At 40.7% G+C, this 26,340-nt stretch carries 28 protein-coding genes and 2 other annotated features; of the genes, 20 read left to right on the top strand and 8 right to left on the bottom strand.

Translation table 11 applies throughout. The features are described 5' to 3' along the window. Positions 1-416: 416 nt before the first annotated feature. Complete coding sequence (locus tag J7E52_RS24205) at positions 417-674, top strand: hypothetical protein (protein WP_306804763.1); 258 nt, start codon at positions 417-419, stop codon at positions 672-674. A 44-nt stretch (positions 675-718) separates the two neighbouring features. After that, positions 719-1,546 (top strand): polysaccharide deacetylase family protein, encoded by an 828-nt coding sequence (locus tag J7E52_RS24200; protein ID WP_214750874.1) that lies wholly within the window; start codon positions 719-721, stop codon positions 1,544-1,546. A gap of 26 nt (positions 1,547-1,572) precedes the next feature. Here J7E52_RS24200 and J7E52_RS24195 read toward each other — a convergent pair whose 3' ends face one another. Next, a complete protein-coding gene (locus J7E52_RS24195; protein WP_214750873.1) occupies positions 1,573-2,007 on the bottom strand; it encodes a DUF1885 family protein in 435 nt (144 codons plus the stop codon). A gap of 375 nt (positions 2,008-2,382) precedes the next feature. On the opposite strand from J7E52_RS24195, the gene J7E52_RS24190 reads away from it, so the two are divergent. Next, positions 2,383-2,508, top strand: coding sequence for a GapA-binding peptide SR1P (locus tag J7E52_RS24190; protein ID WP_072272684.1), 126 nt, complete (start codon positions 2,383-2,385; stop codon positions 2,506-2,508). Between the two features lie 144 nt (positions 2,509-2,652). Here J7E52_RS24190 and J7E52_RS24185 read toward each other — a convergent pair whose 3' ends face one another. Beyond that, the gene (locus J7E52_RS24185; RefSeq protein ID WP_214750872.1) at positions 2,653-4,110 is read right to left on the bottom strand and encodes an aminotransferase class I/II-fold pyridoxal phosphate-dependent enzyme; all 1,458 of its coding nucleotides are present in this window, start codon (positions 4,108-4,110) and stop codon (positions 2,653-2,655) included. A gap of 415 nt (positions 4,111-4,525) precedes the next feature. Here J7E52_RS24185 and J7E52_RS24180 point away from each other — a divergent pair, with 415 nt between their 5' ends. The 9 genes from J7E52_RS24180 (at position 4,526) to trpA (ending at position 12,992) form a co-directional block, all read left to right on the top strand. Further along, positions 4,526-5,485, top strand: coding sequence for an NAD(P)H-dependent flavin oxidoreductase (locus J7E52_RS24180; RefSeq protein ID WP_214750871.1), 960 nt, complete (start codon positions 4,526-4,528; stop codon positions 5,483-5,485). 57 nt (positions 5,486-5,542) lie between these two features. Beyond that, positions 5,543-5,818 (top strand): UPF0223 family protein, encoded by a 276-nt coding sequence (locus J7E52_RS24175; protein ID WP_063596342.1) that lies wholly within the window; start codon positions 5,543-5,545, stop codon positions 5,816-5,818. A gap of 69 nt (positions 5,819-5,887) precedes the next feature. Further along, positions 5,888-6,123, top strand: a binding site (T-box leader). A gap of 35 nt (positions 6,124-6,158) precedes the next feature. Continuing rightward, positions 6,159-6,396, top strand: a binding site (T-box leader). Between the two features lie 166 nt (positions 6,397-6,562). Next, the gene (gene trpE / locus J7E52_RS24170) at positions 6,563-7,957 is read left to right on the top strand and encodes an anthranilate synthase component I (protein ID WP_214750870.1); all 1,395 of its coding nucleotides are present in this window, start codon (positions 6,563-6,565) and stop codon (positions 7,955-7,957) included. Continuing rightward, positions 7,954-8,559: an aminodeoxychorismate/anthranilate synthase component II gene (locus J7E52_RS24165; protein WP_214750869.1), complete on the top strand. Its 606-nt coding sequence runs from the start codon at positions 7,954-7,956 to the stop codon at positions 8,557-8,559. Before trpE ends, J7E52_RS24165 begins: the two co-directional genes overlap by 4 nt. Before the next feature lie 27 nt (positions 8,560-8,586). Next, entirely contained in the window at positions 8,587-9,609 is a 1,023-nt protein-coding gene (gene trpD / locus J7E52_RS24160) for an anthranilate phosphoribosyltransferase (protein ID WP_214750868.1), read from the top strand. Continuing rightward, entirely contained in the window at positions 9,609-10,385 is a 777-nt protein-coding gene (gene trpC / locus J7E52_RS24155) for an indole-3-glycerol phosphate synthase TrpC (RefSeq protein WP_214750867.1), read from the top strand. Before trpD ends, trpC begins: the two co-directional genes overlap by 1 nt. Positions 10,386-10,395: 10 nt before the next feature. Next, positions 10,396-11,010, top strand: a complete 615-nt coding sequence (locus J7E52_RS24150; RefSeq protein ID WP_214750866.1) for a phosphoribosylanthranilate isomerase — start codon at positions 10,396-10,398, stop codon at positions 11,008-11,010. Between the two features lie 4 nt (positions 11,011-11,014). Beyond that, positions 11,015-12,220: a tryptophan synthase subunit beta gene (trpB, locus tag J7E52_RS24145; protein WP_214750865.1), complete on the top strand. Its 1,206-nt coding sequence runs from the start codon at positions 11,015-11,017 to the stop codon at positions 12,218-12,220. Continuing rightward, positions 12,213-12,992, top strand: a complete 780-nt coding sequence (gene trpA, locus J7E52_RS24140; protein WP_214750864.1) for a tryptophan synthase subunit alpha — start codon at positions 12,213-12,215, stop codon at positions 12,990-12,992. Before trpB ends, trpA begins: the two co-directional genes overlap by 8 nt. 87 nt (positions 12,993-13,079) lie before the next feature. Here trpA and J7E52_RS24135 read toward each other — a convergent pair whose 3' ends face one another. Beyond that, positions 13,080-13,700, bottom strand: a complete 621-nt coding sequence (locus J7E52_RS24135) for a YktB family protein (protein WP_214750863.1) — start codon at positions 13,698-13,700, stop codon at positions 13,080-13,082. A 193-nt stretch (positions 13,701-13,893) separates the two neighbouring features. Between J7E52_RS24135 and J7E52_RS24130 the strand changes: the two genes are divergently transcribed. Together J7E52_RS24130 and J7E52_RS24125 are read left to right on the top strand one after the other, a co-directional pair. Beyond that, a complete protein-coding gene (locus J7E52_RS24130) occupies positions 13,894-14,091 on the top strand; it encodes a hypothetical protein (protein ID WP_034314018.1) in 198 nt (65 codons plus the stop codon). Positions 14,092-14,487: 396 nt separating this feature from the next. Next, positions 14,488-15,291 carry an inositol monophosphatase family protein gene (locus tag J7E52_RS24125; protein WP_214750862.1) on the top strand — a complete coding sequence of 268 codons (804 nt, stop codon included), beginning with the start codon at positions 14,488-14,490 and terminating at the stop codon, positions 15,289-15,291. A gap of 99 nt (positions 15,292-15,390) precedes the next feature. On the opposite strand, the gene J7E52_RS24120 is transcribed toward J7E52_RS24125, so the two are convergent. Then, positions 15,391-15,573, bottom strand: a complete 183-nt coding sequence (locus tag J7E52_RS24120; RefSeq protein WP_034314013.1) for a YlaF family protein — start codon at positions 15,571-15,573, stop codon at positions 15,391-15,393. Between the two features lie 124 nt (positions 15,574-15,697). Between J7E52_RS24120 and typA the strand changes: the two genes are divergently transcribed. Genes typA through J7E52_RS24105 form a run of 3 tightly spaced genes read left to right on the top strand, consistent with a single transcriptional unit; the run spans position 15,698 to position 18,165 of the window. Continuing rightward, on the top strand, positions 15,698-17,545 hold the full coding sequence (gene typA, locus J7E52_RS24115; protein ID WP_214750861.1) for a translational GTPase TypA: 1,848 nt from the start codon (positions 15,698-15,700) through the stop codon (positions 17,543-17,545). A 22-nt stretch (positions 17,546-17,567) separates the two neighbouring features. Continuing rightward, positions 17,568-17,876, top strand: a complete 309-nt coding sequence (locus tag J7E52_RS24110; RefSeq protein ID WP_137018827.1) for a YlaH-like family protein — start codon at positions 17,568-17,570, stop codon at positions 17,874-17,876. A 4-nt stretch (positions 17,877-17,880) separates the two neighbouring features. Further along, on the top strand, positions 17,881-18,165 hold the full coding sequence (locus J7E52_RS24105; protein WP_063231969.1) for a hypothetical protein: 285 nt from the start codon (positions 17,881-17,883) through the stop codon (positions 18,163-18,165). A 100-nt stretch (positions 18,166-18,265) separates the two neighbouring features. On the opposite strand, the gene J7E52_RS24100 is transcribed toward J7E52_RS24105, so the two are convergent. The 3 genes from J7E52_RS24100 to J7E52_RS24090 all read right to left on the bottom strand — a co-directional run bounded on the left by J7E52_RS24100 (position 18,266) and on the right by J7E52_RS24090 (position 19,572). Beyond that, positions 18,266-18,631 (bottom strand): hypothetical protein, encoded by a 366-nt coding sequence (locus J7E52_RS24100; protein WP_214750860.1) that lies wholly within the window; start codon positions 18,629-18,631, stop codon positions 18,266-18,268. Next, a complete protein-coding gene (locus tag J7E52_RS24095; RefSeq protein ID WP_072272690.1) occupies positions 18,615-18,815 on the bottom strand; it encodes a YlaI family protein in 201 nt (66 codons plus the stop codon). Before J7E52_RS24095 ends, J7E52_RS24100 begins: the two co-directional genes overlap by 17 nt. 157 nt (positions 18,816-18,972) lie before the next feature. Continuing rightward, positions 18,973-19,572 carry a YhcN/YlaJ family sporulation lipoprotein gene (locus tag J7E52_RS24090; protein WP_214750859.1) on the bottom strand — a complete coding sequence of 200 codons (600 nt, stop codon included), beginning with the start codon at positions 19,570-19,572 and terminating at the stop codon, positions 18,973-18,975. A gap of 259 nt (positions 19,573-19,831) precedes the next feature. Here J7E52_RS24090 and J7E52_RS24085 point away from each other — a divergent pair, with 259 nt between their 5' ends. Continuing rightward, positions 19,832-21,163, top strand: a complete 1,332-nt coding sequence (locus J7E52_RS24085) for a PhoH family protein (protein ID WP_214750858.1) — start codon at positions 19,832-19,834, stop codon at positions 21,161-21,163. Between the two features lie 63 nt (positions 21,164-21,226). Here the strand turns inward: J7E52_RS24085 and J7E52_RS24080 are convergent, their stop codons facing one another. Continuing rightward, a complete protein-coding gene (locus J7E52_RS24080; RefSeq protein WP_214750857.1) occupies positions 21,227-21,730 on the bottom strand; it encodes a peptidyl-prolyl cis-trans isomerase in 504 nt (167 codons plus the stop codon). 221 nt (positions 21,731-21,951) lie between these two features. Between J7E52_RS24080 and J7E52_RS24075 the strand changes: the two genes are divergently transcribed. Then, a complete protein-coding gene (locus J7E52_RS24075) occupies positions 21,952-22,233 on the top strand; it encodes an Fpa/YlaN family protein (protein WP_034313996.1) in 282 nt (93 codons plus the stop codon). A gap of 610 nt (positions 22,234-22,843) precedes the next feature. Next, positions 22,844-26,281, top strand: coding sequence for a pyruvate carboxylase (gene pyc, locus J7E52_RS24070; RefSeq protein ID WP_214750856.1), 3,438 nt, complete (start codon positions 22,844-22,846; stop codon positions 26,279-26,281). Positions 26,282-26,340: the final 59 nt, after the last annotated feature.

Here is a 26,340-nt window from a genome sequence, read left to right as displayed (position 1 = left end):
GCGCGTCTAGGGGAGACCCCCGCAGGCGCAAGCCGAGGAGGCTCCCGGACCGCCCGCGGAAAGCGAGTGCCTGGAGTGGAAATCAACGTTCAAATTGTAAAAGCCATAAAAAGCCTGTAGACAAACTCGATTTTCATCGAGTTTGTCTACAGTCTGAAGCGTACTGCATAATGCAGTACGCTTTTTGTATTGGCCAGATTTAAAAAAATGAAGGATGACTGCCCATTCATGATTTTCTTCACACTAGTTAAATGAAAAGGACAAAAAGGGCATAAGCTATAAAAAGGACTTCTTACTTTTTTCCTTGAAAGAGTTTGAAAAAGTAAATAGAGGATAAAAAATAAGATGAGCGATGTGCTATAGGAATATTTTTTGCCAATAAAAGATCATGGCTGATATATTCATATTAAAATGGGGTGGATCACTTGAAAAACTATCTGGTAATCCTCTTTCAACTAATCGTTTGGAGCGGGTATACATTAGTTGAATGGCTGTCTGTTAACGATCGATTCGTTTTCAAAGTATTCATGTTTCTGGTCTTTTCTTATTTAGCCATCTACATTGGTAAGATGATTTTAAAATCCAATAGGCGAACAATGCTTGTTACCGTGATAAGTCTATTATGTTACGGGATTTTGCAAATCCTGTTGGAAACGCTAGTACCCGTTTATTGAATTATTAAGGAAGCCGCAATGACACAAGCAACCACGGAGGAATCATGATTAACAAAGTAGTAGCATTATTTACATTTGTATCATTTTTATTGATGGCTTGTAATGATCCGAGTTCCGGTCAAACGGAAAATGAGAATCAAAAAAGTGTGGAAACGGCAACAACGGTCCAGGGTGAAAGCCATCAAGAGAAAGATTTGAAAAAAGAAACGTCAAAAACAATTGGCGAAAGGAATGTAAAGGCAGAATATCGGGTGGATAAAGAAAATTGGTCATTTAAACCCATTGGGGATGCAAATCCGAAAGTTGTGTTGTTAACATTTGATGATGCACCTGATAAATATTCCCTGGCAATCGCCCAAACCCTGAAGCGACTTAAAGTACCTGCAATATTTTTCGTGAACGGTCACTTTCTTGAAAATGATGAAAATAAAGCGATGCTAAAAGAAATTCATGAAATGGGTTTTTCCATCGGCAATCATACTTATTCCCATGTGAATTTAAAAGAGTTGACCGAAAAGGAACAAGAAAGGGAAATCGTAAAATTGAACAATTTGGTCGAGGGCATTACAGGGGTACGCCCTAAGTACTTCAGGGCGCCATTTGGATCGAATACCGAGCATTCAAAAAAAGTCGCTGAGAAAGAAAAAATGCTGGTCATGAATTGGACATACGGATATGACTGGGAAAAAGAGTATCAGGATAAAAAAGCTTTAACGGAAATCATGTTGAACAGCCCTTATTTAGGAAATGGTGCAAACTTACTGATGCATGACCGGAAATGGACGAGTGAAGCGATAGAGGATATCGTGAAAGGTTTTCAAAAGAAAGGTTATGAGATCCTTGATCCGAAATTAATTGAAACGCCTGCATGAACCAATTTCGGCATCTGCAGGTTTTTTTATTTCCTTGGATAATAATACATCACCCGTTTATTGAAGAGATGCAGCTGCGCCCGTAATTTCTTTGCAAGGAACTTGCACAATTCATTTGCTTTTCCCTTATCACCGAAAGTGGCTGTTTCAGGGAGGGTGAATTGGATATAGGATTGAATCCGCTCTGATCCATCTTCATCCTTAACGACTTCTTGGTCAACGCCTATCAATATCATGTGATATTGATCTTCTTTGGATTGGAGGTATATGGCCTTATCTTTCATTCTTTCCGGTTCTTTCATTTCATAAGGAAATGCTTTCTTATCATAGTCCCAATCCAGTTGCTTTCCGGTTTTCGCTGTGATCATTCGATAATAGTTCAGCAATTCTTTCACGTCTTCGATGGTTACAGTCCCTTTCGCGGACTCAGGAACAAGTTTGATATAGGCATTTTCAGTCATGTGGATCCCCCTTAAATCGATAGAATGTAAGAATATATTAACATTTTATGGATGTATTATATACATATCTATATGTAAATGAAAAGGCGAAATTCCTTTTTCACCTTGTTATGCTGAAGCAAGGAGTGTGATGGAATATGTAAAAGCAGCTCCAGTGCCCTTCGTTTATAAAAAAAATTCTCGTGTTTCAATAAAAAGAATATGTCTAACGAACGATTGGAATCGATTTCTCCCAACATGAGGTTTCATTAAATGGGAAAAAGTATATATGTTATACTTTTTAGCTTGAAATAATAAATGTGTTATATTATAATTCATTTAAAGCGGTTACATTACGTCATTGTTGCATACAATATAGGGGAAGGGGTTGTAAAAATGGGAACTATCGTATGTCAAACTTGCAATAGCACGATTGAACATTTTGAAGATGAAAAAGTAAGTGTACTATATACACACAATCACAACTGCCAAAGCTGTGATACAGCTGCCTCTGAAAAATAAATGGAAAATGTATTTCAAGATTAATAGAATTTAAGGGTGTTTCAGGATTGTAACCTGGAGCACCCTTTTTATAGAAGTCAGTGCTTAATAATAAAAGGATCAAAAAAACCAGAGCAGTATCCTGCTCTGGTTTGATGGGGTCGATCAATTTTTAATAATGCGTAAATATTTTATTTCTGGGTCCTCAGGACCTTGAACAGGAAGGCCGGCCTCGATGTTTTTCCGGATGTAATTGATATTATCTTCAGTAATCAATTCACCCGGAATGAAGATCGGGATTCCCGGCGGGTAAACCATGATGAATTCAGCGCTGATTTTGCCGACAGATTCCTCAATGGGAACCACTTCGGTTTCTGCATAAAATGCCTCCCTGGGTGATAAAGCCAGTGGTGGAGTATCAGGAAGCAGGACTTCAATTTTTTCATGTTCAGCAGCCATTTCCTTAAACTCATCCGCCAAGTCCCTAAGGGCAGCGATCAGCAGATCCGCTTCTGTTTTCGAGTCCCCAGGTGTTATCAGGCAAAGGATATTGTACAAGTCAGAAAGTTCCACTTCGATATTATGCTTTTCACGAAGCCATTTCTCAACGTCGTATCCGGTAATATTCAATTCCTTAATGGATATGATCAATTTAGTCGGATCATAACTATAGGCTGCCTTACTCTCGAGAATTTCGCTGCCGACACAGTATAGATAAGGAATCTCATTAACGGCCTCACGGATATACCCTGCGAGATTGATCGCTTCATCGACCATTTCCCTGCCTACCGTCGCAAGTTGTCTTCTAGCCGTATCCAGGGAAGCCAGAAGGATATAGGAGGTTGAGGTGGTTGTGAGCATGCTCAATATAGCTTGAACACGATTTGCGGAAACCAAACCAGTCTTAACATTTAATATGGAACTTCCCGTTAGTGAACCGCCCAGTTTATGAACACTCGTTGCAGCCATATCTGCTCCAGCTTGCATGGCTGACATCGGCAAGTCTTCATGGAAGTGTATATGGACACCGTGTGCTTCATCTACGAGTACTGGGATTTGGTGGGAATGAGCAACTTCCACTATTTTCTGCAAGTCAGCGGAAATGCCGAAATAAGTGGGATTGATGACAAGCAATCCTTTTGCATCGCTATGTTCCCTTAAAGTTTTTTCAACGGCCTCAACGGTGATTCCGTGTGAGATGCCCAAATCTTTATCTATTTCAGGATTGATGAAAATGGGAACGGCTCCGGAAAATACAATGGCAGACATTACGGATTTATGTACATTCCTTGGAACGATGATTTTGTCCCCAGGTCCGCAGACTGTCATGACCATCGTCATGATTGCTCCACTTGTTCCTTGAACGGAAAAGAATGTGTGATCTGCCCCAAAAGCTTCAGCGGCAAGATCTTGAGCTTGTTTGATGATCCCTTTTGGCTGATGGAGATCATCTAGTGGAGCGATATTGATTAAATCTATGGATAATGCATTTTTTCCAATGAAATTACGGAAATCAGCGTCCATTCCTTTTCCTTTTTTATGACCTGGAATATGAAATTGAACGGGATTTCTTTTTGCATGCTGCAATAAGGCAGTGTATAAGGGTGTTTCATTCTGTGACAATTCTTTGTGGCCCCTTTTCAATAAAATAGGTACGAAATATTTGGGAGCATGTACTCCCTTTCTATTAACGATCGTATGTTTCTCCGATTCCATTCAAATGGTTAGTAAGCTTGTGGATAGACATAAAACATATGAATTATAGCACGTCTTATAATAAATGCCTAGAGTGACTTTAATGTCCTGACTTAAACAATTTATATATGTCTTTGTTGTTAAGGGGCTCAATAAAATTATCAGCAGATTATAAATGTCCATTTACCTAGTATTTACTGGATTTACTCAAGAATTCTCCTTTTATTAATATAGTATGTGTGAGTTAAAAATTGAACGGGTAAACAATATTTGCCATAATGAAGTTAATGATTTGGATCCAGCTAAATAAACAAACCGCCAAATGAAAAGGGAGATGAGGAGTTTGAAGTGGAAAACGCGTGTGACCGATTTGTTAGGTATTCAATACCCAATCGTACAAGGGGGATTGGCCCATTTAGCATATGCAGACCTGGCTGCGGCAGTTTCGAATGCAGGGGGGTTAGGGCAGGTGACGGCCATGTCCTTGGACAACCCGGAGCAACTGGTAGATGAAATTAGAAAAACCAAATCATTGACGGATAAACCGTTTGGTGTGAACTTTGCAATCGGTCAGCATGGAAGGCCTTATGAACACATGCTGGAAGCAGCCTTGAAAGAGGATATCGCAGCTGTTTCCGTAACCGGCGGCAACCCTGGCCCATTTCTTGATTACGTCAAAGGCACCCAGGTGAAAACACTCGTGCTTGTTGCTGCAAGAAGGCAGGCAATGAAGGCTGAACAGCTTGGGGCAGATGCAGTGATGGTAGTTGGTCAAGAGGGAGGGGGACATTTAGGCCGTGATGATATTGGAACTTCTGTGTTAATTCCTCAAGTTGTGGACTCCGTTAAAATTCCAGTCATCGCGTCTGGTGGTTTTGGCGATGGTCGCGGTTTGATGGCAGCATTGGCACTTGGTGCCGAAGGAATCGAGATGGGGACACGATTCATAGCAGTCAAGGAGTGTGTTCATGCACATGAAATATATAAAAATGCCTTGGTTTCCGGCACAGAAAATGATACCGTAATCATCAAGCGGTCCATTGGTGCACCAGCCAGGGTAATTGCAAACAGCTGGACCGATAAGATCCTTGATATAGAAAAAGAAAACGGCGGATATGAACAATTGAAGGAATACATAAGCGGAAAAGCGAACCAGCGTTATATCCATGACGGTGTTGAAGCTGAAGGCTTTGCCTGGGCTGGACAAGTGATGGGGCTGATTCATGATGTACCATCGACTGCTGAACTATTCAGTCGGATTATCGACCAGGCGGAAGCAATTCGTTCAAAATGGGCAGACTGAATATAATGGGTCTGCCGGACAACATGAAAAACTATCCAGAAGGAGCGTGTTGAGGGTATGGATTATCAATATCCAATGGATCTTGATTGGTCTACTGACGAAATCGTAGATGTGATTAAGTTCTTTGAAGCGGTAGAAAAGGCTTATGAAAATAAAATACAAAAGGAAGAATTCATGAAGGCTTACCGAAGATTCAAGGAAATAGTCCCCGGTAAGGCGGATGAAAAAAAGTATACGGATGAGTTCGAGTCAGTCAGCACCTATTCAGCCTATCTTGTTATAAAGAAGGCAAAAGGAATCGATGACGGAGAATGGATAAAAATGAAAAATTAAAAATATAATTTTTAGAAAACTCCATTGACTTACTGAAAAGATTGTTTTAACATAATAATCAAGAAAAAGATAAAGGCAGTGACGAAGAAGAGTACCTTAATGATGTTCTGCAGAGAGCCAGTGGTTGCTGAAAACTGGTGAACGAATTTAAGCGAATGGACTTCCGAGCCCCAAACCGAAACGGATGAACGGAGTAGGCTTTGGCGATTATCTCATCGTTAATGGAGATAGGCATGTTAATTTAATGCCGTAAAGTGAGCTAATTTAGCTAATTAAGGTGGTACCACGGGTTCCTCGTCCTTTGGATGAGGGCCCTTTTTGCGTTTTTATGGAAATGATAATTAAATCTATGAATGAGAGTAGTAATCTTTTTAGAGGCGTCACAGAGAGCCGGAATAGGTGGAAACCGGTACGATATAAGAAGATGAATGGACTTATGAGTGGTTTCTTGAAAATAAGTAGGGAAACTCGGCTGCCACCGTTAAAGGGTAATCGCAAGAATTTTTCATTCTTGCTTGAGAGGGAAAAATGATGCGTTTTTCCAACTTGAGGTGGCACCGCGGTATACCGTCCTCTGCAGACACATATTTGTGTTTGCGGGGGATTTTTTTATTGGAATTTCAATATATATACCTTTTAGAGAAGCATCAAAAAATATCCAGAGGAAATGAAAACTCCGGCATTGGCCAAAGGGTTTTCCCTTCGGGGTTTATAAGTACGCATAAGAATCGGGAGGGAATTGAGATGAATAATTTGGATGAAAAAAAAATACTCCGTTTTAAAATGGACACAATTGAAGGGGATATCCACACACCCATTGCCATATTTCAGAAATTAGATGGTGACCAGAAGTTTTTGTTGGAAAGTTCGAATTCGCATCATGACAACGGCCGCTACTCTTATCTAGGTTCAAAACCTTACCTGGAGGTGACATCACTTGCTGATCAAGTATATGTGAAAGACACTGAAACAGGTGACCAAATCATAAAGAACATCAATATCATCGAGTTTCTAAAAAACGAATTATTAGTGGAAATAGGAGAGGCTCCCATACATCTTCCGCCTTTTAACGGTGGCGCAATCGGATATATGGGCTATGATATCATCCGTCTATATGAAAATATAGGTCCGGTTCCTCCTGATTCTCTGCAAATGCCTGATGCTCATTTTCTTTTTTATAAAGAACTGTTTATATTCGATCATGTTCTGCAGAAGATCCATCTTTTGACTGCGGAAGATGATAGTGAAAAAAGTTTATTGGGGATGAAGGAAAAAATCAATCAGGCAAGCAAGCCGTCAAAGGAAATATCGTCGGAATATTTGGAATTCAATTCGAATTTCAGTCAGGAAGAATTCGAGAAAATGGTCCTTGAAGTCAAAGCAGCGATTGTAGCCGGTGAAGTGTTCCAGGTTGTTTTATCACAAAGGTTTAAGGCAGACTTCGATGGGGAGCCTTTCGATGCCTACCGTCGTTTGCGATTAGCCAACCCGTCTCCTTATATGTTTTATATAGAATTTGGTGACTATACAATTATCGGGTCGTCTCCAGAAAGCTTGATCAGTGTTTCTTCAGGAATGGTCCATGTTAATCCCATTGCTGGCACTCGGCCGAGAGGGAAAACGGATGAAGAAGATAAGGGCTTCGAAAAAAGCCTGCTGATGGATGAAAAGGAACTTGCCGAGCATAAGATGCTTGTTGATTTGGGTAGAAATGATCTTGGCAGGGTTTGTGAAATCGGGTCAATCCACCTTACCGAGGAAATGGAAATTCAAAGATATCAGCATGTCATGCATATTGCTTCGAAGGTTAGCGGAAAGCTTAGGGAAGGGTACACGAGTTTAGATGCGCTGACGGTCTGCCTCCCTGCCGGAACAGTTTCAGGTGCTCCTAAAATCAGGGCAATGGAGCTGATCAATGAACTGGAAAATTGTAAACGGGGGATGTATTCGGGCTCGATAGGGTACATAGGTTTTGGAGGGGACCTTGATATGGCTTTAGCCATTCGGACGATGATCATTAAAGATGGCAAGGCCTATGTACAGGCAGGGGCTGGAATTGTATATGACTCAGATCCAAAAACCGAATACGAAGAAACACAAAATAAAGCACGCGCTTTAATGGAGGTTCACACAAAATGATTTTATTAATTGATAACTATGACTCGTTCACTTACAACCTTTATCAATATTTAGGGGAAGTGGAGAAAGAAATCATAGTAAAAAGGAATGACGAAATCACCCTTGAGGAAATTGAGGAACTGAATCCAATGGCAATCGTCATTTCCCCGGGACCCGGCAGGCCAGAAGATGCTGGTATCAGTATGGAGATCATCCGTAATTTTTATGAGAAGGTTCCGCTTTTAGGCATTTGTTTGGGGCATCAGGCCATTGGTGCAGTTTTTGGTGCGAATGTGGTTGGAGCGAAACAAATCATGCATGGGAAAACATCGGTAATCGAGCATGATGGAACAGGTGTATTTGCCAAACAGGACTTACAATTCCCGGTAATGCGTTACCATTCCCTTGTAGTTGAAAGGGCGAGTTTGCCAGATGAACTGACTGTGACGGCAGTAGCACTGGATGATGGGGAAATCATGGCCCTGAAACATCAAGAATTCCCGCTCTACGGTTTACAGTTCCACCCTGAATCAATAGGAACGAAAATCGGCAAGGAATTATTACATCAATTTTATGAAATTGCCGGAACCTTTCAATCAGAGAAGGAACAAACCATTTTATAAAACAAAAAACGACTGGGGGAGTTAGCGGTGAAGGAATATTTAGCGAAGTTAGCAGAGCGTCAAACATTGACGGAAGAAGAGATGAGCAGAGCAGCCCAATCGTTATTTTCTAAAGATATCACCGAAAGCGAAATGGCAGCATTCATCATTGCCCTAAAATCCAAAGGGGAAACGGCAGGTGAAATAGCAAGCCTTGTCAGGGTCATGAGAAAGGAAGCAAGAAGTGTACAAACCAGTTCCCTTAATGTAATGGATAATTGCGGAACGGGAGGAGATGGATCACAAAGCTTCAATATAAGTACAGCATCGGCCTTCGTGCTGGCTGGTGCCGGAGTCAAGGTTGCCAAACATGGAAACCGGAGCATTTCAAGCAAAACGGGCAGTGCAGATGTATTGGAAGAGCTAGGTGTTAATTTGTACTTGGAGCCTGACATGTTAAAAGAACTGTTGGAGGAAAATGGGATCGCATTTTTATTTGCCCCATCGGTCCACCCGAATATTGCACGGATAATGAAAGTGAGAAAAGAATTGAAAATCCCGACGATATTTAATCTCATCGGACCTCTGACAAATCCAGTCCAACTCGAAACGCAATTAATGGGAATCAATCGACGCGATATGCTCGAGCTTTTTGCGGAAGTCCTACATAAATTAGGAAGGAAACGCGCGGTCGTGATAAATGGTGCCGGGTTTATGGATGAAGCGAGCCTACAGGGTGAAAATTCACTCGTGCTTTTGGAGCAGGGGGATATTATACCATTTACGCTGCATCCTGAAGAAGTGGATCTGCCGGTTTACGGAAATGATGCCATCCGCGGCGGTGACGCCAAGCAAAATGCCGATATCATGCTTAGGCTTCTCAAGGGGGAAAAAGGGTCCTATCGTGATACCGTTTTATTGAATGCTGGATTGGGATTATATGCACATGGTACGGCAGAAACGATCAAAAAAGGAATCTCCATGGCCAAGGAAAGCCTTGATAGCGGATCGGCTCTTGCAAAATTAGAAAATCTGATTGCTTATGGCAATAGAAATAAGGTGGTCATGTAATGGAAAATATCTTAACGAAAATCATCGAACAGAAAAAGGCGGAAGTCGCAAAATTAAAAGAAAGGGGCTTAGAGGATTCGGTCTTGATCAACATAGTCAGACCATCTTTGGTGGAAAATTTGAAAACGGCGAAATCGATGGCGGTTATCGCGGAAATAAAACGGGCCTCTCCTTCAAAAGGGGACATAAAAATCAATGTTAATCCGATCGAGCAGGCCCTTTCATATGAAAGCGGCGGAGCGGCAGCGATATCCGTATTGACGGATGAGGTTTTCTTTAAAGGGTCAATTGCAGATTTGAGAATCGTAAGCGAGGCCATACGGATTCCCAGGCTGTGCAAAGATTTCATCATCGATGAAATCCAAATCGATCGCGCCCATCAAGCTGGTGCAACTATCATTCTATTGATTGTGGCAGCACTTTCTAAAGAACGCCTTCATGAATTATATCAATATGCAAAAAAGAAAGGGCTTGAAGTATTGACGGAAGTCCATGATGAAGCCGAACTAAAACGGGCTCTCGAGCTGAATGCAGAGCTCATAGGGATTAACAATCGGAATTTAAAGACCTTCAAGGTGGATTTGGCTGTAACGGAACGACTGGCGACGTTACTTGATCCCAAACGCCATATCATTATCAGCGAAAGTGGGATCAAGACAAAAGAAGACGTGATGCGTGTGAAGGAAGCCGGCGCAAAAGCAATTTTGGTCGGGGAGACACTGATGACTGCATCAAATCTTCCGCACAAGATGGCCGAACTGCAAATGAGTATATAAGGAGATTAATATGTTAGTGAAAATCTGTGGGATTAAGACATTGGCAGCCGCTCAGACTGCTGTTGAATCAGGGGCAGACTTCATTGGTTTCATCTTTGCCGAGAGTAGCAGGAAGATTGAGCCAGAGATAGTAGGAGAATTCGGAGCGAATCTAGCTGGACATTTTAAAAAAGTCGGAGTGTTTGCCAATCAAACTGAACAAGAAGTGATAAAAAGTGCTGAAATTGCAGGATTGGATTATATTCAGCTTCATGGTAACGAGTCTGCCAGCTTCGCCCGCAGAATGCCCCTACCGGTGATCAAGGCTTTTGCCGTCAAGTCAGAGAAAGACCTTGAAAACCTTCATGAATACCCGGCAGATTATCTATTAGTTGATCTTCCTAAGAGTTCATCTGGAAAGGGATTGACTTTGGATTGGGAAATGATCCGAAAAGCGGAACTGCCACTGGGGAAGGTGATTCTAGCAGGTGGGCTGACTCCGGAAAATGTCGGAAAGGCGATTGATGCCGTTTCGCCGTTAGCAGTTGACGTAGCCAGTGGTGTTGAAACAAACGGATTAAAAGATGCTGCAAAAATAAAAGCATTTATTAATGAGGCAAAATATACAGCCGGAAAAGAGGAATGAATAGATGAACACTTATACACAGCCTGATAAAACTGGACATTTTGGAGCATATGGAGGCCGTTTCGTTCCGGAAACTTTAATGGCGGCGATTACGGAGCTTGAAGAAGTATATGAACAATCTAAAAATGATCCTGAATTCCAAAGTCAGCTAAGCTATTACCTGAAACAATATATCGGTCGGGAAACACCTCTTTATTTTGCGGAGAATTTAACGAGACTAGCTGGTGGCGCCAATATTTATCTGAAGCGCGAAGACTTGAATCATACCGGAGCCCACAAAATAAATAATACGATCGGTCAGGCTTTGCTGACTCAGAAAATGGGCAAGAAAAAGGTGATTGCTGAAACGGGTGCAGGACAGCATGGGGTTGCAACGGCAACTGTGTGTGCTTTGCTGAAGTTGGAATGCATCATCTTTATGGGAGAAGAAGATATCAGGAGACAGAAATTGAATGTATTCCGGATGGAGCTTTTGGGAGCCAAGGTCATATCTGTATCACAAGGAAGCGGGACACTGAAGGACGCAGTCAATGAAGCGTTACGATATTGGGTGGCGAATGTGGACGATACCCATTATATAATGGGGTCAGTTCTTGGTCCGCATCCATTCCCCGTTATTGTACGTGATTTTCAAAGTGTGATAGGGAATGAAACAAAGCGTCAATATTCGGAGGCAGTTCAGTCCCTACCGGATGCAGTAGTGGCTTGCATAGGCGGGGGAAGTAATGCAATGGGAATGTTTTATCCCTTCATTGAAGATGAAACGGTAAAATTATACGGAGTGGAAGCGGCAGGGCATGGACTTGAAACACCATTACATGCATCAAGTTTGACGAAGGGGAAACCTGGGGTGCTCCACGGGGCATTCATGTACGTATTGCAGAACGAGGACGGTCAGATCCAGGAGGCACATTCAATTTCAGCAGGGCTGGATTATCCAGGGGTAGGGCCTGAACATAGTTACTTAAAAGATATAAACCGGGTGGAATATACTTCCGTAACCGATGATGAAGCCCTGGAAGCTCTAGCGATGCTTTCAAGGGAGGAAGGGATCATCCCTGCTTTAGAAAGTTCACATGCGATTTCCTACGGTTTAAAGCTTGCTAAAGAAATGGAGAAAGGATCTGGACTGGTGATTTGCCTGTCCGGCCGTGGGGATAAGGATGTTGAAACGGTCCAATCATTGATGGGGGGTAGTGAGCATGAATAAATTAACAAAAGCGCTTTCTGAATGTCAAACAAAGCAGGAAAAAGCATTCATACCTTATATTATGGCAGGCGATGGAGGTCTTGAACGGTTAAAGAGCCAGCTTCTTTTCCTTGAAAACAACGGGGCGACTGCCGTTGAACTAGGTATACCATTCTCTGACCCTGTCGCTGATGGACCGGTTATCCAACAAGCTGGCATCCGTTCTTTGGAAAATGGAACAACTTTAAAAGATGTCCTGAAAAAAGTAATGGAAATCAAAAATGATGTGACCATTCCAATTATTTTAATGGGATATACGAATTCAATCCTGGCATATGGACTTAAAGAGTTTACGAATGACTGTCTTCAAGCAGGGATTTCCGGGTGCATCATCCCCGATTTACCGATTGAAGAAGAAGCCATCTTTTCATCAATCAAAACTGCAGGGATCGTTCTTATCCGACTTGTGACACTAACGTCTTCGAAAGAGCGTATCACTGAGATTACCGCAGGGGCGGAGGGCTTCATCTACGCAGTTACAGTCAAAGGCATTACAGGTGCCCGTGACGCCTTTGGGGAAGAACTTGGAGGCTATTTAAAGAAGGTAAAAGAGATAAGTCCGGTTCCCGTTCTTGCTGGGTTCGGCATATCGACGCCAGATCATGTCCGTGATGCAATACAATACTGCGATGGTGTCATAGTCGGCAGCAAGATCATCGATTGCTTCGAGACAGGTGAGGAAGATCAAATTAGTGATTTAATACAAGCAAGCAAAGGGGTAGTGCAAAAATAAGGAAAGGAGAGCCAACAAGGCTCTCCTTTTTCTTACCAGTTTAATTGAAGGCATCCGATATTCCATCCGAATACAACTCAAATGTGTTTAATTTAATTGATATAAGGGTAAAAGATGTTCAAACGCATCTTGAGTGATTTGAATGAAATCATCATCTTTTAACTTAATTGCGTCATCCCGGGAAATTTTTATACCGCATAGAATTTCGGCTTTCTTTACCGTTTGCAAACGAGTGAACATTGAAATCAAATCATCTGCTCCAAGACCATCATGGGGGATGACATCAGGTTTTGTATGGTCCATTGACCAAACATAATGGGAGGGAATGCTATTCACTAATCGGTCTGCCTGCTGCTCCAGATGCTTTCCGATTTCCGTTTTATTAGGGGCTTCATAAATGACGGCATACCAGATGAACATATGCGTTTCCCATAACCCGATTTGGAAATGCGGCATCATTTTATAACCTCTGCTGTTGGCAGCGAAAGCAACCCATGTATCATTAGGAGGATTCACTGTCCGTCTAGCATGCTTTGCAACGTGAGGGTACATTTCATCGCCGGTCATAACTGACAGCTTTTGAGAAAAGTGCTCTCCTAGGGCTTGTAATTTGGGCTGGATCCGTTCTTTTAAAGCATCCATGCGCGGTTCCAATCCATCAATTCTAAAAACATCAAAATCATCTGCTGTAAAACTTGCTATATTCATTTTCATCTCTCCTACCGTAATATCTGCACATATTGTAGCATAAGTAAAAGTAAAATTTAAAAAATACGATTTGGGTGGCAATGTAAAATTACTTATAGGTTAAAGCACAAATTAGTTGCTATTTGTGGTAGGAAATCATATGATAAAATAAATTCAGAAAATTACGTTAATTGATGAAGGGAGAATGTTAATTATGAAACAAGTCATGAACCAAGCATTAAAAGCTAAAGAAGTTGAAAGACATAGAGCTGCAGTGTTAAGAATGGAAATGGACTATGAATTAGCAACCCTTTTTGAAGCAATCGGTGAAGAGAATGACCAAAAGAGATCACAATGCAAGCAAAGGCTTGAACGCATTCGCTTGGAATTGTTAAAACTGAAAGCCTTGTAAATGATTGGCTGCAGAGATCTTGAAGGAGAATGAATAAAGGAAATGAATCAATTTCAATACAAGGAATTTTATTATAGATGAACGGACACTTTATTTTATTAATAAATAATGTGTCCGTTTTTCATTAAATGTCCTATATAAATAAGGTGGTATTTTTTTGTTCGGGTCCCTTTAATAAGGAAGGGAAACGTTAAGTCAAAGTGGTTTGAAGCGGGCTAACTCATGATCGGGAACCGATTAATGGATGGATGGTCAATATACCTGCTTTCCTCATATGTTTTAAAAAAATGGAAAATTTAAGATGTTAAAAACTTGAAGGCAAACTATATTTGCTTTAATCTTTAGAAGAGGATCATTTTAATGTAGTTTCTGATCATAAAGGACGGGGATATTATAATGGCATCGGTCAAGGAAATGGATACATATGCGAAGTTATGGATGAAAGAAGCGGGTACTAGGCTAAGGGCGTCCTTTACAACCAAGCTGAATATTGAAATGAAAACGAATCCGAATGATTTGGTCACTAATATGGATAAGGGGATAGAAAAGTTTTTTTGCGAAAAAATAGGCGAAGTCTTTCCTGAACACCGCATTTTTGGGGAAGAGGGAATGGGCGATGATATTAAAGACCTAAAAGGTACGGTGTGGATCATCGATCCAATTGATGGAACTTTGAATTTCATTCATCAACAGAGGAATTTTGCAATTTCTCTTGGGGTTTATGTGGATGGCATCGGAAAGATTGGTATGGTTTATGATGTCTTCAGTGATGAATTATATCATGCGGTCAAGGGGCAGGGAGCATTTCTGAATGATCAAAGGCTCCCATCTCTTGAAGAGGCATCAGTAAGCAAAGCGATCATTTCCATTAATGCAAGCTGGGTAACGGAAAATCGGAGGATCGACCCGAGTCTTCTGGCACCGCTAGTTCGGGATGCAAGAGGGACACGTTCTTATGGCTCGGCAGCATTGGAGCTGGCATTCGTGGCAGCTGGAAGGATTGATGCATACATAACCATGAGACTCATGCCTTGGGACTTTGCCGGGGGAGTTTTACTGGTTGAGGAAGTGGGCGGGGAAGTTAGTAATATTAAAGGTGACAAATTGAATTTTTTAGAAGGCGACTCACTTTTCGTATCTAAACCAGGGCTTCACAAAGAAGTTTTCGATAAATACTTATCAGGAAACTCCAGCCGTTAGTATAAAGGGCATGACAAAAGTTTTGCACGTTTGGAATCAAATAATCATTTTGAAATAATTAACAAAAAAAACTCGCTGTCTGTCAGCGAGTTTTTTATATTATAACTTCCCGGCTTCGCGTAATTTCTTCTTCTGAGTGAAACCGAACCCCATGATACCGCAAAGAATAACGATTGCAGCCAATATTCCAATCAAGCTTTTTTCAGCAATGAAGATGCCAATGGAGCCAATGCTGGATGTTGCCAATACCGCTAATATTAAGAAATTCCATTTAATGTTCATTAATATCACCCCTAATATATCTATTGTACATAATTTCTGTATTTGTTTCTAGTATGTTTGTGATATAATATGTAAGTTAATACTAGTGATACGTTATACACAAACTTTTTTAGGAGTGAATTTTTTGAAATTAAGAGAAAATATTCGTAATATAGCCATTATTGCCCACGTTGACCATGGTAAAACGACGTTAGTGGATCAGTTGCTTAAGCAATCTGGTACTTTCCGTGAAAATGAACATGTGGAAGAACGTGCGATGGATTCTAATGCGATTGAAAAAGAACGCGGAATTACGATTCTTGCGAAAAATACAGCAGTTCAATACCAAGATACAAGAATCAATATTTTGGATACACCTGGTCATGCCGACTTTGGTGGTGAAGTGGAACGGATCATGAAAATGGTTGATGGCGTTCTTCTTGTTGTTGATGCATATGAAGGCTGTATGCCGCAAACTCGTTTCGTGTTGAAAAAAGCATTGGAACAAAAGATCACGCCAATCGTTGTCGTGAACAAAATCGATAAAGATTCTGCACGTCCAAATGAAGTAGTCGATGAAGTAATTGACTTATTCATCGAATTAGGAGCTGAAGAAGAACAGTTGGACTTCCCTGTTGTCTTCACTTCAGGTATTGCTGGTACTGCAAGCTTGGATTCAGATCCTGCTAAACAAGAAGAAGACATGACCCCTCTTTTCGAAACAATCGTCGAAACGATCCCTGCACCAATTGATAACTCAGATGAACCGCTTCAATTCCAGGTGGCTTTACTTGACTATAATGATTATGTAGGACGTATTGGTGTTGGCCGTGTATTCCGCGGTAAAATGCATGTAGGTCAACAAGTTTCATTAATGAAACTTGATGGGAAGGTTAAACAATTCCGTGTAACGAAAATCTTTGGTTATATTGGCTTGAAGAAAGTTGAAATCCAAGAAGCCGTTGCCGGTGATTTAATAGCTGTTTCTGGTATGGAGGATATTAACGTAGGGGAAACGGTTTGTCCGACTGAACACCCTGACGCTCTACCTATCCTGCGTATTGACGAGCCAACATTGCAAATGACTTTCCTTGTAAATAACAGCCCATTCGCAGGCCGTGAAGGTAAATTCGTTACTGCTCGTAAAATTGAAGAACGTTTGAAAAACCAATTGCAGACGGATGTCAGCTTAAGAGTCGAAAATACTGATTCTCCAGATGTCTGGGTTGTTTCAGGTCGTGGGGAGCTTCACCTTTCCATCCTGATCGAAAACATGAGACGTGAAGGTTATGAACTGCAAGTTTCAAAACCGGAAGTTATCGTTCGTTTGATTGATGGTGTCCGTTGTGAGCCGGTTGAACGTGTACAAATCGACGTACCTGAGGAGCACACTGGTTCGATCATGGAATCAATGGGAGCCCGTAAAGGTGAATTACTGGATATGATCAATAGCGGAAGCGGTCAAGTTCGTTTACTGTTCACGATCCCAGCTCGCGGACTTATTGGCTATTCAACTGAGTTCTTAACGATTACACGTGGATATGGTATCATGAACCACTCATTTGACAGCTACCAACCAATGGCACAAGGTCAAGTCGGCGGAAGACGTCAAGGTGTACTTGTATCCATGGAATCAGGAAAAACTACACAATATGGTATTATGCAAGTAGAAGACCGCGGTGTTATTTTCGTTGAGCCAGGTACGGATATTTATGAAGGCATGATCGTCGGGGAACATAACCGTGATAGCGATTTGACTGTTAATATCGTTAAAGCGAAACAAATGACAAATATGCGTTCAGCAAATAAAGACCAAACTTCTTCCATGAAAAAACCAAGAATCATGTCTCTTGAAGAAGCTCTGGAATATTTGAACGATGACGAGTACTGTGAAGTAACTCCGGATTCAATCCGTCTTCGTAAAAAAATTCTTGATAAAAACGAGCGTGAAAGAGCAGCTAAAAGAAAAAAAGTTGCTGTTGAAGAAAAATAAATAGCAAGAGGAGGAGAAAAGATTGGATATCCAAGAGCGATTATCATTTTTTGCAGCATTGTATAGAGTGGATGAAAATCCTGAAGCAGGAATGTGGTTTTTATATTTAACGGTCTTTGGATTATGCATCCTTGTCTATCAGTTAGGTTTTGCCAAAAAGTTACCTTTGCTAAAAAATGTGGTCATTTATGTGGTAATGGCACTTGGATGTACCCTTCTTTCTTTCTTTGCGGTGTTTCTTCCTATGGGGGAAGCATTAGTCATCGCTTCGCTTGTTCTGGGGATTTATAGAATTCGTCTTCATAATTCGAGAAAAGAAGAACAGGCTTAGGATGATGAAATCATTACAGGATGCTTTATACAATTGGTTGACGATTAAAGTTGTCTGTGATGCAAGGCCTGATGATACAGCTGCACGCGATACAGAAATGTTTTTCATGCAGATGCTGAAAGACGATCATCAGGTGATAATCGATTCGGTTTCAAAAACAGAACCTTTTTATTTCGTCGAATATCTTTTGGGAGACGAAATGAAAAAGCAACGTTATCCGATTGAATTGATTGATATCATGTTAGACCAAATTCAGTTAGAGCCAGAAAAGTATAAAAATATCGAGTAATGGAAAAAAGAACCGTGCATACGCACGGTTCTTTTTTATATTGCTCTAGGGAGGAAAAGTCCGTAAAAAAGATGTAAGATTGTCCACAAAAAGAAAGCTGTCAAATCAGAAGGAAGGACAACTCCTGTTTTCGACAGCGCTGATAGTGGAAAGTAAAGTATGATGGCGGAATGATCGTGATAAAAGCAAGTGCGTATTTGTTCCATTTTCTGAAAATTTTCAAAGGATGAAGAATATAAGCGTAACTAAACGTAATGGCCAGTGAGAAAAGGAGGTGGAAAAAGAACAATGATGCCTCACTCCAGGAAACAGCTCCGATTAGAGGAAGGAAATCCACATTCAATAAAAGCTGATACACTTGTTTACCGGAAACCATTTCGGCCCACTTCATCATCACTCCAAGCAAAATTCCATTGATGATACCGATCAGGGATGCTTTATAAAATATTCTACCATTCATCTTCATTTTTAATCGTCCGGTACAGACGGAAGTTTCCGGTTGCAATCCGTTCGTTCGTACGCTCTTCAATGCGTTGGTTGCATGTATTGCACATATAGGTATGTATAGGACGGTTGCGAAGTTTCTTTGCTTCTGGGCTATCGTCAGGTATAGATTCGATTTGATCGCATATTACACATTTAACCTTCATATTAGTTGAACCTCACTTCAATTTGAATATGCTTTTAAGTATACCAATATTTTTATGGTAAAACGAGGATAAAGTGAAACTAACATTTGAACGTAACAATACCTGGTTCATGGCGGGCATAGCAAAAACCCGAAGATTGACTTCGGGTCAGGAAAATTCATTCTTTAAAGTGATTGGATTGATCGTTTTGCTCTTTATCGAGTTCTTTTCTTTCCGTATTATCATCAAGTTTATTTTTTTCCTTATCAATGTTCTTTGATGGTGTTGGGGTTAAAATATCACCAGGAACCTCAGGAATGACTCGACTTGTGATGTCAGCGAGTTCATTAAGTATACCTGTTACGGGTTTGCCGTCTTGAATATCCCTGGCTACCTCCCTGATCCGCTCATTTATATCCGGGTCAGCGACGATGATGGCATTTGCACCGTCAGGATCATGTTTTAAAGTTTCTCCAACTGAGTACTTTATCGTTCCAACCTGTGAACGCTCAATATCTTGGTCAATATCTATTCCGACGATGGCATATTTGCCAAGTACGACTGCGGTGGCATCGTTCACCTCCGGAATGGATCTAGCCAAACCGGTGAGTCTTTCCGCTGTTTTCTGACCTGTTTGTCTGTCTGCTTCCTTGATGGTCGAGTTATTGACTTTCGTTATATTGTTTTTCGCATTATTTTCAGACACTTCATTTTTATTATCCATTGTGCAACCTGACATCAACAGAACCGCAGCGAGCGACAATATGATTTTTTGCAATGTAAAACCTCCTTAATGTTTGTTCCAGCCTGTCCATCACTATTAAGTCTGATGCATATAAGTATAAAATGCAGCTAAACATGGTGTAATCAATGTTGGGGATTGCATTCTTTGCTGGAAGTTTTCTTTATAGTCTGTAAATGTTCTTCTATCTTTATGCAAAGGAACATATATTTTATCAACAGTCTCGTCCGCTACATAACTGCTGAGTGTAGTAAATGGTAAGGCATATCCTATAGAGCAGGCAGGAGGCGTCATATTGGGGAAAAAAATCTATGTTTTAGATACGAATGTCCTGTTGCAGGATCCGTATTCGATTTATTCATTCGAAGATAATGAAGTTGTCATTCCAGCAGTCGTATTAGAAGAATTGGATTCGAAAAAAAGGTACATGGACGAAATCGGAAGGAATGCCAGGCAAGTATCGAAATTGATCGATAGCTTTCGGGAAAAAGGGAAGCTTCATCAGAGCATTCCGCTTCATAATGGAGGCAGCATAAGGATTGAACTCAACCACCGTTCATTTCATAAGCTTCAGGAAATTTTTGTGGAGAAAACAAATGATAACAGGATATTGGCAGTCGCGAAAAATTTATCTTTGGAAGAAGAGACGAAAGAAGATGGAAAAACAGTCATTTTGGTTAGCAAAGACACTCTAGTCAGGGTCAAAGCTGATGCCATCGGTCTTGAGGCAGAGGACTTTTTAAATGACCGTGTCGTAGAACTGGACCATATTTACGCTGGGCACAAAGAAGTGTATGTATCGATTGATAATCTGAATAAGTTTTATGAAAAAAGTTTTCTGGCACTGGAAGAGCTGACAAAAGATTCATATTATCCAAATCAATTCCTGCTGATGAAGGACACGCTGGGCAGTTCAGCTTCTGCAATTGGGATTGTGGATGAGAACTGCAGGTTCGTTAAGAAATTGATGTATGAAGGAGAACATATTTGGGGAATTAAACCGAGAAATGTCCAGCAGACGATGGCCCTTGATTTGTTGCTTCGTTCGGATATCCAGCTTGTGACGCTCATTGGTAAGGCAGGGACAGGTAAGACTTTATTGGCGTTGGCAACAGGGTTGCTGCAAACTGAAGATTTGTCACAATATAAGAAACTTTTGGTTGCCAGGCCCATTGTTCCGGTTGGTAAAGATATTGGTTACTTGCCAGGGGAAAAAGAAGAAAAATTAAGACCCTGGATGCAGCCTATTTTTGATAATCTCCAATTTTTGTTCAATACGAAAAAACCTGGGGAATTGGATGCCATTTTAGCAGGCATGAGTTCGATTGAAGTGGAAGCCCTCACCTATATCAGGGGGAGGAGCATCCCGGATCAGTTCATCATCATCGATGAAGCGCAGAACTTAACAAAACATGAGGTCAAGACCATCTTGACGAGGGTCGGTGAGCGGAGCAAAATTGTATTGATGGGAGATCCGGAGCAAATAGATCATCCGTATTTAGATGAATATAATAATGGTTTGACATATGTGGTGGAAAAATTCAAGACTGAGCGTATTGCCGGCCATGTTAAATTGATAAAAGGGGAAAGATCTGGATTGGCCCAACTGGCAGCTACGCTTTTATAAGCAATCGGCAAGAGATATCCCTTGCCGATTGCTCTAAAGTTTTTGGTATGATTGGACTAAGTCTTATTTAACGGTGAAAGACCGTACATTTTTTATCGGATCATTGATGTTGGAAGCGTCTCCGAAATAAATTTCCATAGGGCCGCCCTCGGATATTTTAAGCGGCTTTCCATCCTTGGAAAAGCCCAGGAAAAATTCAAGTGCCGTTTCCAACGGGAATGTAAGCTCCTCATCATCGGTTGTAACGATGACTTCAGTTGTCCCATTTTCAGGTTCGGCATTTTTTAAAAAAGGTTCAAAAGGGATGCCAAAAGTCCCTTCCAGCAATCTTTGCTTCTCGAACTTTTGTTCCGTTTTTAAAGTAGGCGGCATTATTGCGCCTTCCTGTATTTCTTTTTGCCAATGTTTGGAGGCGGCAATCGTATATTCTTCTAATTCATTGACTTGGACTCTTTCAGCGTGGAAATATGTATCGATTTCAACTTTACGGTCATCAAAAATCCATACCCCAGGATCTAGCGTAATTGGATATTTCACTTTTCCATTTATAAATACGATGGGTTCCAAATATCTCATTCCTTTCTGTTGCTCTTTAATGATTATAATCAATTATAATTGAAATGTCACATCTTCACGATGGTGAACAATTTCCATGGCTGGGTATATTCATTTGAAAGGTGACCATGATATCTCAATGGCAAATTGTTTGTCAATGTCCTTGCTTTTTCCCAAAACTAAAGGTAGAATTTAGAGATAAGATTTAATCGCTCTGAGCGGGGGGATTTAACATGGCATCTGATATGCTTGTCAATCATCGAGAAAAAGCTTATGCTTTATTAAAAGCAGATGCTGACAAGATTCTAAAACTGATAAAAGTTCAAATGGAAAATCTCACTATGCCTCAATGTCCTTTATATGAAGAGGTCCTTGATACACAAATGTTCGGCCTATCACGAGAAATTGATTTTGCCGTACGCTTAGGTTTGGTAGAGGAAACCGAGGGTAAATCCCTTTTGGAAACCCTTGAACAGGAATTGTCAGTTTTGCATGAAGCATCATTAAAAAAATAATAGATAAAACATACTAACTCAAACAAATCTCGATGATTGTTTGAGTTTTTTATTTATGTACATAATTAATTTAATAATGTTATACTATATCAAATAGTGACATACTAATTAATCCACGGAAGCTCAATTTGAGTTTTTTAATTATTTTGAATTCCCAATGTGTTGTTTAATGGTCATCTTTACATTTCAGATTTCTCAATCGGAACTGGGAATTTATGGTTCCGCGCCATTGCTGAGCATTGGAGTCTTAGTGTGAAAGCAGAGTTAATTCCATGTTTTTATATACGAATATATGTAATTTTTTATTTTTTTATTGTATTCAGTTAATTTTAGTATTATGGTTATATTAATTGAATGTTAAAACAACTTGATGATATATTATTATAGCTAAATTTTCATTTGCTAATGGTATATGGCTCTTTTTAGTCTTTATCGGATGTAAAAAACAAGAATATAAAATATATCAAAATAATTACATCAGCGATAAAATGAGCTTTATCAGATTGATTTCCTTAATAGGGAAATAAAATTATGAATAAAAAGTGGTGAATTCTTTCGCGCTTTTTTTCTATATATTCAATAAAAATACATATTGATTAGGGTGGTAGCAATGGCGAAACGTATAGAAAAAGTACTTGCGGCAAATCGTGGAGAAATAGCGATACGAATTTTTCGGGCATGTACGGAATTAGACATTCACACAGTTGCAATCTATTCAAAGGAAGATTATGGTTCTTATCACCGATATAAAGCGGATGAGGCTTATTTGGTTGGGGAAGGCAAAAAGCCGATTGATGCTTACCTGGATATCGAAGGCATAATTGCGATCGCCAAAATGAGCGGAGTCGATGCGATTCATCCCGGTTATGGTTTCCTTTCAGAAAATATTGAATTTGCGAAACGCTGTGAGGAAGAAGGCATAATCTTCATCGGACCAGAATCAAGACACCTAGATATGTTTGGTGACAAAGTTAAAGCCAGAACACAAGCTGAACTGGCTGAGATCCCGGTTATCCCTGGAAGTGATGGACCGGTTACCAGTATTGAAGAAGTCAAGGAATTTGGTGAACAATACGGTTTTCCAATTATTATAAAAGCCTCTTTAGGCGGCGGCGGACGCGGAATGCGGATTGTCGAAAAAATCGAAGATGTTGAAGAGGCTTATGATCGCGCAAAATCAGAAGCTAAAGCAGCTTTTGGTAATGATGAAGTATATGTTGAAAGATTCATACAAAATCCGAAGCATATCGAAGTTCAGATCTTGGCTGATACTCATGGAAATATCGTCCATTTATATGAACGTGACTGTTCCGTTCAGAGACGTCATCAAAAAGTTGTGGAAGTGGCACCTTCCGTTTCCCTTTCCGATGATTTAAGGGAAAGGATTTGTGAGGCAGCCGTCAAGTTGGCGAAAAATATTGATTATGTAAATGCTGGTACGGTCGAGTTCCTTGTGGCAAATGGCGAATTTTACTTTATTGAAGTCAATCCAAGGGTACAGGTTGAGCATACCATTACTGAAATGATTACGGGCATTGATATCGTTCAATCTCAAATCATGGTAGCTGAAGGGCATGAACTCCATGGCAAAAAGATCGGGATCCCCGAACAAGCAGGAATCAAAACACATGGATATGCTATTCAATCACGGGTGACGACTGAGGACCCATTGAATAATTTCATGCCTGATACCGGGAAAATGATGGTTTACCGTTCCGGAGGGGGATTCGGTGTTCGTCTGGATGCTGGGAATGGGTTCCAAGGTGCGGTCATCACACCATATTATGATTCCCTTCTCGTTAAACTTTCCACTCATGCGCTTTCATTTGAGCAGGCAGCTTCCAAAATGGTTCGTAACCTTAAGGAATTCAGGATTCGTGGTATTAAAACCAATATCCCCTTCCTTGAAAATGTCGTTAAACATGAAAAATTCATAAATGGGGAATATGATACATCATTCATTGATACCACACCGGAATTATTTAGCTTCCCAATCAGAAAAGACCGTGGGACAAAAATGCTTTCATATATCGGAAATGTGACAGTGAATGGTTTCCCGGGAGTCGAGAAAAAGAAGAAACCTGTTTTTGAACCAGCTCCAATTCCGAATGTTGGTGGCCTGCCGCTTATCTCGGGTACAAAAAATATTCTTGAACAGCAAGGTGCAGAGGGACTGGTCAATTGGATCAAAGAACAAAAAGAGGTATTGATCACAGATACGACTTTCCGTGATGCACATCAATCTTTACTGGCGACGAGAATCAGGTCGAAAGATATCCTTGATATCGCTGAGCCTACAGCAAAACTCCTTCCTGATTTATTTTCAATGGAAATGTGGGGCGGGGCAACTTTCGATGTCGCATATCGCTTCTTGAAAGAAGATCCATGGGACAGGCTGTTAAGTTTCAGGAAAAAAGCGCCGAATGTCCTTTTGCAAATGCTTTTAAGGGCTTCAAATGCAGTTGGTTATAAAAATTACCCTGATAATGTCATTCGTGAATTCGTAGAGAAATCAGCGGATGCAGGCATTGATGTTTTCCGTATCTTCGATAGTTTAAACTGGGTTAAAGGAATGGAATTGGCTATTGATGCAGTCCGTCAATCCGGCAAAATTGCGGAAGCTACCATTTGTTATACAGGGGATTTGAATGATCCATCACGCAGCAAATATAATATCGAATACTATAAGAATATGGCTGTGGAATTGGAACAAGCCGGTGCCCATATTTTAGCGATCAAGGATATGGCCGGCCTCTTGAAACCTGATGCTGCTTACCGACTTGTATCGGAACTGAAAGAATCGACATCCCTTCCGATCCATCTGCATACTCATGATACAAGCGGAAATGGGATTTACATGTATTCGAAAGCGATCGAAGCTGGTGTGGATATCGTTGATACGGCGATTGGTTCTTTAGCTGGACTTACTTCGCAGCCAAGTGTACAAACACTTCATTATGCATTGGAAGGATCAAGCAGACAGCCTAAATTGGAAGTCGATTCACTAGAGCGTTTAGGAGAATACTGGGGAGAGGTCAGGAAATTCTATCATGACTTCGAAAGCGGCATGAATGCACCTCATACAGAGGTTTACAAACACGAGATGCCGGGCGGTCAATATAGTAATCTGCAGCAGCAAGCCAAAGCAGTGGGGCTGGGAGACCGCTGGCATGAAGTGAAAGAAATGTACCAGCGCGTCAATGTAATGTTCGGCGATATCGTTAAAGTAACTCCGTCATCAAAAGTTGTTGGGGACATGGCGTTATTCATGGTACAAAATAACCTGTCTGAAGAAGATGTTCTGACAAATGGCAAATCCATCGATTTCCCTGATTCAGTCATAGAGTTATTCGAAGGCTATCTAGGTCAGCCGGTTGGGGGATTCCCTAAAGAGCTTCAGGAAGTTATCCTGAAAGGGAAGAAACCTATAACAGTAAGACCGGGTGAATTATTGGAAGAAGTGGACTTTGCAGCACTTAAAGAAGAATTATTCAAGGAATTGGGACGGGCAGTCACTGATTTCGATGTGCTTGCATATGCCCTATATCCAAAAGTATTCCTGGACTACAATAAAACGATTGAGCTGTTTGGAGATGTTTCCAACCTCGATACCGCGACTTTCTTATATGGCATGAGGCTAGGGGAAGAAATCGAAGTTGAAATTGAAAAGGGTAAAACACTCATCGTAAAATTGGTTTCAATCGGCCAGCCATTGGCTGATGGAACACGGGTCGTTTATTTTGAGTTGAATGGTCAATCACGTGAAGTGATAATCAAGGATGAAAACATTAAATCTTCCGTTGTATCAAAAATGAAAGCAGACCCAAAAAATAAAGAACAACTCGGTGCGACAATGCCAGGTACGGTTATTCGTGTAGTGGTCGAGAAAGGCGATCAGGTCAAGCAGGGTGATCACCTGATCATAACGGAAGCGATGAAAATGGAAACTACCGTACAAGCACCATTCTCCGGGACCATTAAAGATATTTATGTAAAAGATGGAGAAGCGATCAGTACTGGAGACTTATTGATCGAAATAACTAAGTAATATCGCTGACTGTGACCTTGTGAATGATTTGGGGTATATTGGGTATGCTTGAGGCTTCA

Source organism: Bacillus sp. ISL-34 (assembly GCF_018613325.1).
Lineage (GTDB): Bacteria > Bacillota > Bacilli > Bacillales > DSM-1321 > Peribacillus.
Note: the sequence above shows the minus strand (reverse complement) of the source record. Positions and strands in the feature narration are given on the sequence as shown.

Bases quoted from the DNA above. Each gene is read 5' to 3' on its own strand.
- J7E52_RS24200 (WP_214750874.1), top strand. From the start codon at position 719: ATGATTAACAAAGTAGTAGCATTATTTACATTTGTATCATTTTTATTG.
- J7E52_RS24195 (WP_214750873.1), bottom strand. From the start codon at position 2,007: ATGACTGAAAATGCCTATATCAAACTTGTTCCTGAGTCCGCGAAAGGG.
- J7E52_RS24190 (WP_072272684.1), top strand. From the start codon at position 2,383: ATGGGAACTATCGTATGTCAAACTTGCAATAGCACGATTGAACATTTT.
- J7E52_RS24175 (WP_063596342.1), top strand. From the start codon at position 5,543: ATGGATTATCAATATCCAATGGATCTTGATTGGTCTACTGACGAAATC.
- trpE (WP_214750870.1), top strand. From the start codon at position 6,563: ATGAATAATTTGGATGAAAAAAAAATACTCCGTTTTAAAATGGACACA.
- J7E52_RS24165 (WP_214750869.1), top strand. From the start codon at position 7,954: ATGATTTTATTAATTGATAACTATGACTCGTTCACTTACAACCTTTAT.
- trpC (WP_214750867.1), top strand. From the start codon at position 9,609: ATGGAAAATATCTTAACGAAAATCATCGAACAGAAAAAGGCGGAAGTC.
- J7E52_RS24150 (WP_214750866.1), top strand. From the start codon at position 10,396: ATGTTAGTGAAAATCTGTGGGATTAAGACATTGGCAGCCGCTCAGACT.
- trpB (WP_214750865.1), top strand. From the start codon at position 11,015: ATGAACACTTATACACAGCCTGATAAAACTGGACATTTTGGAGCATAT.
- trpA (WP_214750864.1), top strand. From the start codon at position 12,213: ATGAATAAATTAACAAAAGCGCTTTCTGAATGTCAAACAAAGCAGGAA.
- J7E52_RS24135 (WP_214750863.1), bottom strand. From the start codon at position 13,700: ATGAATATAGCAAGTTTTACAGCAGATGATTTTGATGTTTTTAGAATT.
- J7E52_RS24130 (WP_034314018.1), top strand. From the start codon at position 13,894: ATGAAACAAGTCATGAACCAAGCATTAAAAGCTAAAGAAGTTGAAAGA.
- J7E52_RS24125 (WP_214750862.1), top strand. From the start codon at position 14,488: ATGGCATCGGTCAAGGAAATGGATACATATGCGAAGTTATGGATGAAA.
- J7E52_RS24120 (WP_034314013.1), bottom strand. From the start codon at position 15,573: ATGAACATTAAATGGAATTTCTTAATATTAGCGGTATTGGCAACATCC.
- J7E52_RS24105 (WP_063231969.1), top strand. From the start codon at position 17,881: ATGAAATCATTACAGGATGCTTTATACAATTGGTTGACGATTAAAGTT.
- J7E52_RS24100 (WP_214750860.1), bottom strand. From the start codon at position 18,631: ATGAAGATGAATGGTAGAATATTTTATAAAGCATCCCTGATCGGTATC.
- J7E52_RS24095 (WP_072272690.1), bottom strand. From the start codon at position 18,815: ATGAAGGTTAAATGTGTAATATGCGATCAAATCGAATCTATACCTGAC.
- J7E52_RS24075 (WP_034313996.1), top strand. From the start codon at position 21,952: ATGGCATCTGATATGCTTGTCAATCATCGAGAAAAAGCTTATGCTTTA.
- pyc (WP_214750856.1), top strand. From the start codon at position 22,844: ATGGCGAAACGTATAGAAAAAGTACTTGCGGCAAATCGTGGAGAAATA.